Here is a 12,492-nt window from a genome sequence, read left to right on the forward strand (position 1 = left end):
AGGTATTATGAGAGTACATAAGAATAGATTATTTAATGTTGTTATTTCCATAATCATGGTAGTTGCTATGGTTGCTACTTTGTGTACGACTTTTGAAGCGGAAAGTGAAACTGTAAGTGCAGCTACGGCATTTGAAAAAAGTATAAGTAAATTTCCGGATAGCTATAAGCCGTACCTTCGTGCATTACATAGCAAATATCCAAAGTGGAAATTTGTACCTTATAATACAGGAATATATTTTGATACGGCAGTTTCAGAAGAATACAAGGATAATAAAAGTCTTATTGAAAATGCCTACAGTAAATTCCTTAAGTCAAATGCTTCGGGAGATTACAATGCATCAACAGGTAAATATATTCCTAAAGATGGAGGAAACTGGGTTTCGGCTTCAAAAAATGCCATTGCGTATTTCATGGATCCAAGGAATTTTTTAGATGCTGAACATATATATATGTTTGAGCAGTTGTCCTATGATAGTGCTACTCAGACCCAGGCAGGTGTTGAGGCCATATTAGATGGTTCTTTTATGTATAAAACTAATATTGGTTACATAACTACAGCAGGAAAATATAAGGCAAGCAATACACTTTTTTCCAGTAAGATATTAGAAGCTGCAAAAAAAGCTGATGTAAGTGCATATTATATTGCATCAAGAATCCTTCAGGAAGTAGGAACAAAAAAGAACGCAAAATATGCAGGAATGGGAGCCAGTGGAAGTGTATCAGGTCAGTATTCAAAGACATACACCGGAATATATAATTTCTACAATATAGGAGCTTATTCCAGTGCTAATCCTATAGCAAACGGATTGGCATGGGCAAGTAACAGAAAGGATAAAACTTATAACAGACCTTGGACTAAGCCGGGAAAATCCATTATAGGCGGTGCATCGTATATAGGTGAAAAGTACATAAATTGTGGACAGAACACTACATATTATCAGCGATTTAATGTAAACAAAGGTTCAAAGTATGCACTATATACTCACCAGTATATGACAAATGTTTACGGTGCAGCATCAGAGGCAGCATATACTTCAGAGGCATATGATGATTTGGGAATAGCTCCTCTTGCAAAGACATTTGTTATTCCATATTTTAAAAATATGCCGGGAGAAAACAGTACAGTAAGATTGGGAGCTCCCTCAAAGTCAGGGGAAACAATTGCTTCAGTAAACTTAAGAAAAAAACCGGGAACTAATTCAGCTAAGGTAATTACTTTATCTAAGGGAGATAAGGTGTCAGTATCAGGTGGTTGTATGACAAAAGTGTCTTATGGTACAGCATGGCTTAGTAATCCTTACTGGTATAAGGTATCCCTTGTAAAAAACGGTAAAAGTTATTCGGGATATTTAGCAGCAACCTATGTAAGTTTATCTGACGAATATAGTGTAGCAGTGGGAAGCAAATATAAATTACCGGTTAGTGTAAGTAAAGGCGAAACAATATACTATATGTCAGATAATCCGGCAATAGCAACTGTTAATAATTCAGGAAATGTAACAGGTGTTAAAGCAGGAAGTGTTACAATAAGGGCATTTTTAGGCTCAGGAAGTATGAGTGCCGTATCAGTTAAAGTAGGTGGTACCACTACAGTTGCAAAGCCTAAAAGACCTGTAGCCAAAGCAGCTTCAGCTAATTATAATTCTGTTAAATTATCATGGCAGAAAGAAGAAGGGGTTACAGGATATATAGTTTACAGAAGAAATTCTAAAGGTCAGTATACATTAAAAAAAATAATAGAAAGTCCGGTATCTTCATATACAGACAGTGGACTTACTACAGGAACAGAATATTCATATAAGGTTAAGGCATATAGACTGGCTGTAAACGGAACAAAAGTAAAAAGTGCCGTTTCAGAAGCTGTTAATGCAATACCGATACCTTCAAGAGTTTCCATTACATCCATTAAATCAGTAGGAAGCAGTGTTAAGCTAACATGGAAGAGAATAGATGGAGCCGGTGGATATAAAATATACAGGAGTAATAAAAAGACAGGAGAATATGTACAGGTAGGTAAGGTATATGGAAATAAGAGATTTACATATACCAATAAGAAAGTAAAGGGCGGCAAAACATATTATTATAAGGTTGCTGCTTATAAAAAAGCGTCAGGACAGGTGATTTATGGAAATAAATCAAAGGTTAAGTCTATAAAGAAATAATGTATAAAATTACTCAGCAGGAGGCAGTAATGATTAATTTTATAGTTTGCGGATTAGAGAATACGTTATTATATGAAAATAAGAACAAAATTGATGATAGAACAATTGAATTAATATCTGAACTTAATGCCAATGGTGTCAAGTTTGCCGTGGCAACAGGCAGAAATTATGATGCAGTTAAGCCTTTATTTGGGAATGTAAAAAATGACATTGTTTATATATGTAATGACGGTGGTGTGGTGATTTATCAGGACAAGGTGATTAGCAAGACACCTATTGACAGGTTAGTATGTATGGAAGTTGTGTCTGAAATTGAAAAAAATGATAAATTTATAAGGCGTTTTAAACTGCTATTTTCAGATGAACGGGGGGCAATGACTAACACCCATGATATTGATTTTATTAATTATCTTAAAAACATGGGAGTTGAGCCGGAGTACATAAGAGACACTAAAGAGCTTAACGGAGATGTAAATAAAATAACAATTTGTGCCAGAGATGGATTTGATGGGGAAACATATGAATATTTTTATAATAAATGGGCAGGTAAGGCTCATGTTTCCATTTCAAGTCCTGAACAAATGTATATAACCGGAGAATATGTTACAAAGGGAATGGCAATTGCCCTTTTACAGCATGTATTTAATATATCTCAGGAAGATACAGTGATTTTTGGCGGTGGATATAGTGATATAGATATGTTTGAGCATTGTTTTTACAGTTATGCAATGCAATGGTCTGATGCCGAGGTTAAAAGAGCGGCTAAGCATATTACTGAAAATGTAAATACTATTTTAGAAGATGTAATGAGAATGTAATCTGGAGGATATAATGAGAAAAAAACAGATTGGAATAAAATGTATGGCTATAAGTCTGGTTATGGCATGTTCGGTACTTAATTTTACCGGATGCAGTATAGGTGATAATACACCGATAATTGGAAATATTACAGGACTTAAGTCAAATCAGATGTTTAAAATAGATGAGTTAGTTTGCAGCAAGTCAGAGTATATGATTTGTCTTCTTGATACTGCAAAACAATATGCAAAGGATTTTGGTGGCAGCGTTGACTGGAAAAATAAAATAAGTGACCATAAGACATTAGAGGAGTTTGTAAAGGATAAGGTAAAAGAGAGTATAACTGTTAAATATGCATTGGCAGCTATGGCAAAGAAGAATAATGTTACCCTTTCAGATACTGAAAAAACTGAGGTGAGTAAGCAGGCATCACAGTATTATAAGGCTATGACAGATTCAGAAAAGGATTATACCGATGCAAAAGAAGCTGATGTGGAGAATTTGTGCGAAAAATACAAATTGGCTGAAAAAGTATATTCAGGTATTACTGAACATGTAGGAGATGACATTAGCGAGGAAGACGCAAGAGTTATTAAAATTCAATATATAAAAATGGATTCATCTAAAACAAAGGTTTCAAAAATTAAATCTACATTAAATGAAGTAAAAAGTGTGGTTGAAGGGGGCTATCAGGAGTTTTCCCGTGAAGCAAAGCAGTATAGCGTTGATAGCACAGTGGAAAAAGACATAAAGAAGAGTGAGGCTACTCTTAAGTATGAAACGGAAGCATTCAACCTTACAAAGGGAAAAATCAGTGATATTATAGAAGATGGAGACAGCTATTATCTGGTGTACTGTGTCAACAATTATATTAAGGACAAGACAACAGAGAATAAAAAGGATATGGTTGAAAAGGCAAAGGAAGCAGCTTTTAATGAACAATACAGTAAATTTATAGACGGGTCTAAAAATCAGTTCAATGATAAACAATGGAAGAAAATAGAGCTTCCAAGCCTGTAGATTAATTATCTATATTATAAATTATGAAGTGATTTTTGTTAAAATCAATTAATCCTTCATTACGCATTTTGCAAAGCTCCTTTGATAAGGCACTTCTGTCTAAGTTTAAAAAGTCAGCCATTTGCTGCCTGTTAAAGGGAATATCAAATTCATTACTATTATTAATGGTAGACTGACCTGAAAAGTATATAGATAGCCTTCCGCGAATGGTTTTTGGAGCAGTGCAAAAGCTTCTGTTTGATAAAATAATATTCTTTCTTGTGGCGATTCTTAAAAGATTTCTAATAATTTTGTCCTGCCATGAACAGTTAGAATATATGGGATTGTCAAGGATATTTAAGTCGAAAAATAAAATAGTGGCAGAGTCTGCGGCTACGGTATTTACCATTAAAGGTAAATGGCTATAGGCGTATGACTCACCAAAGACCTGCCCCGATGTAACAATACTTAAGATGGTTTTATTTCCCCATAAATCATTATTTTCTATAATAACATTTCCACTAATTACAATTCCTATTTCATGAATTATTTCTCCGGTGTGAAAAATTATATTATTTCTTTTATATTTCTCAATGCGGAAAGCATTAATAGATTTAAGGTATACTAAATCTTCATTATCTATGTTTTTGAAAACCGGCATTTCCAAATTTCCCAAAATTTTCATTATGTTTTTTTTCATAATTCCTCATTTCTGTGGTTATAACCACCGATTAATTATTGCCATTCTAATATAATTTCATTGTAAATTCAAGAGAGGAGAATGGAAAATGTTTTGTTTTCAGTGTGAGCAGACTGCGGGATGCAGCGGATGTACAAAAAATGTAGGGGTTTGTGGTAAAACAGCAAATACAGCTAATTTACAGGACAAACTTACAGGAGCCCTGATTGGGTTAGCAAAGGCTTGTGGGAGCAACCAAAAGACAGAAAATACTGACAGAATTATTATTGAAGGTTTGTTTACCACAGTTACTAATGTAAATTTTAATGATAATACATTAGAGGAAATGATAGAAAAAGTTCATAGGGAAAAGGAAAGAATTGCACCGGGATGTGTAGCGTGTATTTCAAGATGTGACAATACAGATGATTACAACATGGATGAACTTTGGAATAGTGACGAGGATATTTGTTCCCTTAAATCTCTTATTTTGTTTGGAATAAGAGGAATGGCTGCCTATGCATATCATGGCTTAGTGTTAGGATATGAAGATAGTGAAGTGAATGAATTTTTCTACAGGGCATTATCAGTTATAAGCTATGACTTAAGTAGCGACAAGTTACTTGAAACAGTTCTTAAGGTGGGAGAAGTTAATTTAAAGTGCATGGAATTATTAGATAGAGCAAATACAGACGCTTATGGTACTCCAACACCTACTAAGGTGCCACTTACTATTGAGAAAGGGCCATTTATTGTAATATCAGGTCATGATTTAAAGGATTTGGAATTGTTGCTAAAACAAACAGAAGATAAAGGTATAAATATCTATACTCACGGAGAAATGCTTCCGGCACATGGTTATCCGGAGCTTAAAAAATACAGCCATTTAAAGGGAAATTTTGGAACTGCATGGCAGAACCAGCAAAAAGAATTTGACAATATTAAAGGTCCTGTGTTGTTTACAACTAATTGCCTTATGCCTGTTAAGGAAAGCTATAGCGACAGGGTATTTACTACAGAGGTTGTATCTTATCCGGAAATGGTGCATATAGGTGAGGATAAGGATTTTACACCGGTAATTAATAAAGCTTTAGAACTTGGAGGATATGAAGAGGATAAAAAGCTTACAGGTATTAACGGTGGGGAGTATGTGACAACAGGATTTGCCCATGGAACAGTGTTGTCAGTAGCAGATAAAGTAATTGATGGCGTAAAGACGGGAAAAATCAGTCATTTCTTCTTAGTTGGCGGTTGTGATGGTGCCAGGGTAGGAAGAAACTATTACACGGATTTTGTAAAGCAGACTCCAAAGGATTCTATTATTTTAACATTGGCTTGTGGAAAGTATAGATTCAACGACTTAGATTTAGAAGATATAGAGGGACTTCCAAGAATAATGGATATGGGGCAGTGCAATGATGCTTATTCTGCCATTAAGGTGGCAACAGCATTAGCAGAGGCTTTCCAGTGTGAAGTTAATCAGTTGCCATTGTCTATGGTGCTGTCCTGGTACGAACAAAAGGCAGTATGTATTCTTTTAACTTTGCTTTATTTAGGAATAAAGGATATATATTTAGGCCCCACATTGCCGGCTTTTATATCACCAAATGTGCTTAAAGTATTAGTGGATAATTATAATATATCTCCAATAACTACACCGGAGGAGGATTTAAAGAAAATTTTAAATAAGTAAACCCTATCTGATACGGATTTAATCCCATAAAAAATAGCGGCTGCATTAATTAGCAGTCGCTATTTTTTATGATTGTGTTACTTCTTAGAAGTAACCTTGTTATTCTTTGATTTGTTAGAAATTAAGTTTATAATATTGTCTTTATAGATTATTCCAAGGAAAATTAAAAGACAAATAATTGTAATAACAATACCCGGAACTAATCCTTTAGGAGTATATTTAAAGGTAATTTCGTGAGTGCCTGCTTCTACAAGAACACCTGTAAGAGCTCCTGAACAAATAGATGTAGTCTTTGATTTTACACCATCAACATATACATTCCATCCTTTATCATATGGAATAGAAGTGTACATAATGCCCTGTTTCTTAGCTGTAACCTTACCGGTAATCTTTGTATCAGAATAGGATTCAACAGTATAAGGATTTTTGTTTAAAAGCTTATAAGCTGTTTCCCATGCATCATTATCAAAAGCATATGCATAACATGTGGTTAAAGCCTGTCCGTCGCTGGCTGTTACTGTTATAGTGGAGCCGGCAGATACGTTACCAACATGGCAAATGTAATTCTGGTTAGTAGATGAGAATGTCTTTGTTGTAGAATTGTCATCTGTTATGCTTCCATTAGTAATATTCACAGTAAGAGTTTCAGAAGAAGTTACACAGTAGAAGTAAACATCGTATGTTGCAGCATCTCCTGATGGTTTGTAATTATCATCTTCCTCTAACTGATATTTAGCAGTAAATGTTCCAACAGTGTCAGTTGTCTGTAATTGATGGAAAATATTAGCATCACTATCAATTGCAGTTTTTACAAAACTGTTCTGTGTTGTAAATGGATTTCCCGTCTCTTTATTCCAGTTTGCCTCAGTGCTCATATTTACCATAAATCCAAGAGGAAGAGTATTATTGTACTCATATAAATGAACAGTTGAGGCTGCATTATTGCCTGTTGAATATGTCTGACTTCCAATCTCTGTCATGTTAGTTGGAAGAGAAGGTGTATTGTCAGTAAATTCATATTTAACAGAGAACATAGCAGCAGTAAGTGGTGTATGTCCGTAATATGAATATGCATTAAATGATGTCTGCATACCAAGCTGATTATAATAATCCTGCATAGCAGCTGATGCTACTGATGAGAAGGTTGAAATACTGTCGTAATCAAATCTTGCACCATCATTTCTTGTGGAATGTGAAGCAGATTCTGTTCTGTAGAATTTAACTCCTTCACTTTCTGCTTTATTTTTAGCTGTTTCATTTAACTGTTTATGAGCCTGTGTACTTTCGTAATATGCAGACCTTGAGGATGTGCTTGCCATACCTGTAACGCATAAGTTAAGGGTAAGCTCACAGAATGTAGTAAGTACCAGCAGATAAATGAAAAATGCCTTCATATCTGATTTTCTTCTGTAACAGAAATACAGAATCACATATATAACAATAAACAACATACTGAAATATATTATTTTTCTTATATTAGTTTCTACAGCCAAATCGCTAAAGAATGATGTGTTTTTAAATAATTCCTGAAGGACAAGTATAAGTCCTAAGGCACCACCCATTGCACCGATAATCTGGGAGGCCTTAAATTCCTTTATGTGTAAGAAAGCTTCATATGCCATAGTAACTATAAGGAAAATGTATAAGAAAGATTCCCTACATGGAAGACTGTTTGGAAAATGGAATCCATGCCAGATATAGTTAGGTATGTTAATATTAAAGCTTAACAGCATAATTACGGCAATTACAGTTTTTCCAACACGATCTTTAACGCTGATTTTTTTACATAACCAGAAAAGAGGAATTAAAACAAATACTGCAACTGTACAATAAATGTTAGGGTCATGTGGATACTTTAAGTCTGCTACAGGGATACAAATAAGAGACCTGAAAAGCATATAGAGAATGGAAAAATATTCTTCTATGGCATCAGGGAAAGATGTATCTGCTGATTTAGTTGTAAGCAGGTTAAAATACTCAGGTAAAATTACGCAGGCAGCAAGCCCGCCACCTAAAACGGAGTATATTGCAAAATCCTTAAATGCTAATAATCTTCCTTTAACATTACCGATTTCTTCATCAAAATCTGATACGCAGATTAAATATACAAAATAAATTACACTGTAAATACAAAGCATAATTCCAATATAGTAGTTAGAAAAGATGCCAAGAGCAAGGGCTATACAGTACATTTTGTATTTTCTTTCAGTAACAAGTCTGTCCAGACCTAAAATGATAAATGGTAAAAGCCACATACAGTCTAGCCACATAATGTTCCAGCTAAATGCTGCAAAATAAGATGAAAGTGCGTATACCATACCGAAAATAACAGCAGGAACATGCTTTGTCTTAAATCTTTTTACAAGATAGTAAGTAGCTGAAAAACCTGCAAGTCCCATTTTTACTATTATAAAGAAACTAACATAGTCAGCCATGTTACCCGGCCATAAAATAGTTAAAAGATTAAAAGGACTTGATAAATAGTAGGCGGCTATAGCCACAAAGTTCATACCGGCACCGATTTCCCAGGTATAAAATAAGCTTCCGCCTCCTCTTAACTTGTCCTGCAAAATCTGTAAATATGGTGTGTACTGATGGTAACAGTCACTTCTTAAATACATTTGATCGCCAAAAGGTGCGATATCTTTGAAAAAATAAACAATTAACATTGACAGTACCGGCAAAAGAAAAGCTAAGAAATACAGCCAGTTATCTTTTAACCATGTACTAAATGAAAATTTAGAGTCTCCCTTACGTTCCATTATTTATCTCCTTCCTTATTAATGGTTTTATTTTGATTCTTTAATATTTGTATCCTGAATAATGTATATAGGTCTGTCTTTTGCTTCTAAATATATATTGGCAATATATTCACCGAGAATACCTAAGGACAATTCGATAATTCCCCCTAAGAACAACACAGCAATAAGCAGTGAAGCATAACCTGAAACGTCTATTCCAAAGGCTAACTTTCTAATAAGGGTAAATACTATAAGCAAAAATGCAACAACGGATATTACAAGACCAAAACACGTAAGAAATCTTAATGGTGTTATGGAAAAAGAAGTAATACCGGTTATGGCATACTTAAACAGACTTTTAAAACTCCATTTGGTTTCGCCTGCGATACGTTCCACATTTTCATAAGGTATCCAGCTGGTTTCAAAACCAACCCATTCAAAAATACCCTTTGAGAAACGCTGCACTTCTGATAACTTCACTATGTTATCTACCATTTGTCTGCTCATTATTCTGAAATCAACGGCATTTTGTACCAGTTGCACATCAGTAAATCTGTTGCTGAATTTGTAAAACATTCCGGAGAAGAAACTTTTGATTTTAGATTCTCCTTTTCTGCTTGTCCTAAGGGCAGCGCAGCAGTCATAACCTGCCTCAATCTGCTTTATCATCTCAGGAACCAAAGCCGGCGGGTGCTGTAAATCTGCATCCATTACAATTACATAGTCAGCAGTAGTGTTGCAAAGCCCGGCATACATGGCTGCTTCCTTACCGAAATTACGTGAAAATGAAATAAATTTTACATTATCATGTTTTCCGGCTAAATCCTTCAGTATGGGATAAGTCTTATCCCGGCTACCGTCATTGACAAAAATATAACTAAACGAATATCCATCTATTGTTTTATATATTTTTTCGGATTCCACGTAGAACATATTAAGCATTGCTTCTTCGTTATAGCATGGAACCACAACTTCAACAGTTTTCATAATACCTCCAGTAAAAATAATCAGTTAAGTTAATATAGGGACAATTTAATTAGCAAGTTAAATGCCCACAATTAGTAATATTTTACTATAAATTTTGTTCACTGTAAACAAAGAAAGCAATAAGAAAAATGAAACCACGGTAATTATAAACAATAAAGCGGTATTGACATTATTAATAGGAGAAATATAATTAACTTATTAGAAAAAATAACAGAAGAAAGGGCAGTTTTTATGGAAAAGAAGTGGTGGCATGACAAGGTAGCATATCAGATTTATCCTAAAAGTTTTATGGATACAAATGGTGATGGAATCGGAGATATACGGGGAATTATCAATAAGCTTGATTATTTAAAGAATTTAGGAATTGATATTATATGGATTTCACCTATATATCAGTCACCTTTAGTTGATCAGGGATACGATATTTCAGATTATTATAAAATAGATGAACGTTTCGGAACAATGGAGGATTTTGAAGAACTGATTGCTGAAGCAAAAAAAAGAAACATTGGCATTTTGATGGATTTGGTTATAAATCATTGTTCAGACCAGCATGTATGGTTTAAAAAGGCATTGCAGGATATTGAAGGAGAGTATGGAGATTATTTTTATTTTAGGAAAGGGAAAAACGGTCAGCCACCGTGTAATTACCGTTCCTATTTTGGAGGAAGTGCATGGGAAAAGGTTAAGGGAACAGATTACTATTATCTGCACCTGTTTGCCAAGGAACAGCCGGATTTGAACTGGTACAATCCAAAGGTAAAAGAAGAGTTATATTCGATGATTAACTGGTGGCTTGATAAGGGACTAGCCGGTTTTAGAATAGATGCAATTATTAATATAAGAAAAGATTTGCAATTTAAGAGTCTGCCGGCAGATGGAGATGACGGATTTGTTCATGCAGGTGTTGCAGCGGAAAAAGTGCCGGGAATAGGTGATATGCTGGAAGATTTGAAGAAAAATACTTTTGAAAAGCATGATGCATTTACAGTAGCTGAAGTGTTTAATATGAGAAAAGATGAAATTAGGGAATTTATTGGGGACAATGGACATTTTTCCACAATGTTTGATTTCTCTGCTGAGTGTTTGGCTTTTGGAGGACATGGCTGGTACGATGCACCGGAAATAACATTTGAGGATTACAGAAGGGTTATTTTTCATTCTCAAAGAGAGTGTGAAGATGTTGGGTTTATGGCTAATATTATTGAAAACCATGATGAGCCAAGAGGAGCAAGCAGGTATATTCCATCCTATGCCCAAAATGAAACGGGCAAAAAAATGCTTGCCACGGTAAATCTTCTTTTAAGAGGAATACCTTTTATTTATCAGGGACAGGAAATAGGAATGACTAACTGCCCTATGAAAGGAATTGAGGAATACGATGATATAAGTACCATTAACCAGTACAATATGGCTGTACAGGCAGGAGTATCAAAGGAATTGGCATTAAAGGGATGTTACGAGCATAGCAGAGATAATGCAAGGACTCCAATGCAGTGGAGTGATGGAGAAAATGCAGGTTTTACTAATGGAAAACCGTGGCTTAAGGTAAATCCTAATTACAAAGACATTAATGTTTCAGACCAGGAAAACAGGGAAGATTCCCTGCTTAACTACTACAGAAAATTAATTGCTCTTAGAAAATCTGATGAGTACAGGGAACTTCTAACTTATGGAATAACAGAGCCTATTTTTGAAAATGAGGATAAAATATTTGCATACAAACGTGTAAATGAAAGCGGTGAGATTGTAGTTTTAGCTAATTTTGGAAAGCAGGACAAAGTGTTAGAGCTTGAGAATAGAAAGTACCGGGTAATACTTAATAATATGGAAGACCTGGATATGGAAGACGGAAAAGTAAAACTGAAAAGCTGCCAAAGTGTGGTACTGGTGTAAAAGTTTTTTTATGCAAATAAAATTAATTAAGTAAAAAAACATTGACAATAAAAGTGTTTTTATGTAATGTATGTAAAGATGGGGTCGACACATCTTATAAAATACGTAAGAAAGGAGACGAGTGTGATGAAGAAGAGCATTTGTAAGGTTATTGCAATGGGCGCTTTATGTGGCGTTATGCTCACATCGGTCGTGGGAGCAGCAACATTGTATGTAGAAGGAACTTTATATACCAAGAATCCATTATACAGTGCACCTAAGGGATACTCTGATACATACGGTTATAAAAAGATAACCGCTAAATGTACAGTATCCAAGAGTGGATATACTACAAGGTCTGTATCTTCAAGTAAAAGCTTAAAAAGTGGATTTGGTGGAGTTGAAACAGATTGGATATCAGGTCCTACATACAAATCTAGTGGAACTAAATTTGTAAGTAAGCATACTGGGTATAGCCATGATGGTATTTATTCTGAGTTGAAAGCTAGTAAAAAATATTAAATATTAGTTTATAGTTTCTCCATACCCTGCAAGT

The 12,492-nt window shown here is 34.7% G+C and carries 9 protein-coding genes; 6 read left to right on the plus strand and 3 right to left on the minus strand.

From position 1 onward, the window contains the following. Positions 1-7 precede the first annotated feature (7 nt). Genes H8S00_RS09290 through H8S00_RS09300 form a run of 3 tightly spaced genes read left to right on the plus strand, consistent with a single transcriptional unit; the run spans position 8 to position 3,982 of the window. A complete protein-coding gene (locus tag H8S00_RS09290) occupies positions 8-2,164 on the plus strand; it encodes a fibronectin type III domain-containing protein (RefSeq protein WP_186840451.1) in 2,157 nt (718 codons plus the stop codon). Positions 2,165-2,193: 29 nt separating this feature from the next. Beyond that, the gene (locus H8S00_RS09295; RefSeq protein ID WP_186840452.1) at positions 2,194-2,982 is read left to right on the plus strand and encodes a Cof-type HAD-IIB family hydrolase; all 789 of its coding nucleotides are present in this window, start codon (positions 2,194-2,196) and stop codon (positions 2,980-2,982) included. A gap of 13 nt (positions 2,983-2,995) precedes the next feature. Further along, positions 2,996-3,982: a peptidylprolyl isomerase gene (locus tag H8S00_RS09300; RefSeq protein WP_021953781.1), complete on the plus strand. Its 987-nt coding sequence runs from the start codon at positions 2,996-2,998 to the stop codon at positions 3,980-3,982. Position 3,983: 1 nt separating this feature from the next. On the opposite strand, the gene H8S00_RS09305 is transcribed toward H8S00_RS09300, so the two are convergent. Continuing rightward, positions 3,984-4,661, minus strand: coding sequence for a Crp/Fnr family transcriptional regulator (locus tag H8S00_RS09305; RefSeq protein ID WP_021953782.1), 678 nt, complete (start codon positions 4,659-4,661; stop codon positions 3,984-3,986). A gap of 88 nt (positions 4,662-4,749) precedes the next feature. Here H8S00_RS09305 and hcp point away from each other — a divergent pair, with 88 nt between their 5' ends. After that, positions 4,750-6,333: a hydroxylamine reductase gene (gene hcp, locus H8S00_RS09310; RefSeq protein WP_186840453.1), complete on the plus strand. Its 1,584-nt coding sequence runs from the start codon at positions 4,750-4,752 to the stop codon at positions 6,331-6,333. Between the two features lie 77 nt (positions 6,334-6,410). On the opposite strand, the gene H8S00_RS09315 is transcribed toward hcp, so the two are convergent. Beyond that, on the minus strand, positions 6,411-9,095 hold the full coding sequence (locus H8S00_RS09315; protein ID WP_186840454.1) for a YfhO family protein: 2,685 nt from the start codon (positions 9,093-9,095) through the stop codon (positions 6,411-6,413). Positions 9,096-9,122: 27 nt separating this feature from the next. Next, positions 9,123-10,061, minus strand: coding sequence for a glycosyltransferase family 2 protein (locus H8S00_RS09320; protein WP_186840455.1), 939 nt, complete (start codon positions 10,059-10,061; stop codon positions 9,123-9,125). A 231-nt stretch (positions 10,062-10,292) separates the two neighbouring features. On the opposite strand from H8S00_RS09320, the gene H8S00_RS09325 reads away from it, so the two are divergent. Beyond that, positions 10,293-11,957 carry an alpha-glucosidase gene (locus H8S00_RS09325; RefSeq protein WP_186840456.1) on the plus strand — a complete coding sequence of 555 codons (1,665 nt, stop codon included), beginning with the start codon at positions 10,293-10,295 and terminating at the stop codon, positions 11,955-11,957. A gap of 126 nt (positions 11,958-12,083) precedes the next feature. Beyond that, positions 12,084-12,458: a hypothetical protein gene (locus H8S00_RS09330; RefSeq protein ID WP_021953787.1), complete on the plus strand. Its 375-nt coding sequence runs from the start codon at positions 12,084-12,086 to the stop codon at positions 12,456-12,458. Positions 12,459-12,492: the final 34 nt, after the last annotated feature.

This window comes from Eubacterium segne (assembly GCF_014287775.1).
In the GTDB taxonomy this organism is placed as follows: domain Bacteria; phylum Bacillota; class Clostridia; order Lachnospirales; family Lachnospiraceae; genus Eubacterium_G; species Eubacterium_G segne.